This window comes from Pseudarthrobacter sp. NamE2 (genome assembly GCF_005796205.1).
Classification (GTDB): domain Bacteria; phylum Actinomycetota; class Actinomycetes; order Actinomycetales; family Micrococcaceae; genus Arthrobacter.
This window is the reverse complement of the sequence record NZ_VAHN01000064.1, coordinates 1-230: the sequence shown is the minus strand read 5'-3', so window position 1 is coordinate 230 and position 230 is coordinate 1. Positions and strand designations below refer to the sequence as shown.

The 230-nt window shown below is 69.1% G+C and carries 1 protein-coding gene; it reads left to right on the top strand.

Annotated features, from left to right (window positions below):
* Nucleotides 1–17: 17 nt before the first annotated feature.
* Nucleotides 18–230 (top strand): phage holin family protein (locus FDW83_RS19030; protein ID WP_138139610.1); only part of this gene is annotated, 213 nt, incomplete at its 3' end.

The following is a 230-nucleotide window of genomic DNA, read 5'->3' as shown; positions in this document are numbered from 1 at the left end:
CTAGCCAGATTCCTGAGATGCCGCCGGGTGAGGCGCATCAGAAGGCCGATAGCACGTCGCTGGGTGACCTGCTCGGGGAGGTGACCCGGGACCTGTCCACCCTGATGCGCCAGGAGCTGGAACTGGCCAAGGCCGAAGCCAAGCAGTCCGCGACCCGGGCCGGGAAGGGCGGCGGGATGCTCGCCGGCGCCGGCGTCGCCGGGCACTTCGTCCTTTTGTTCCTGTCCCTG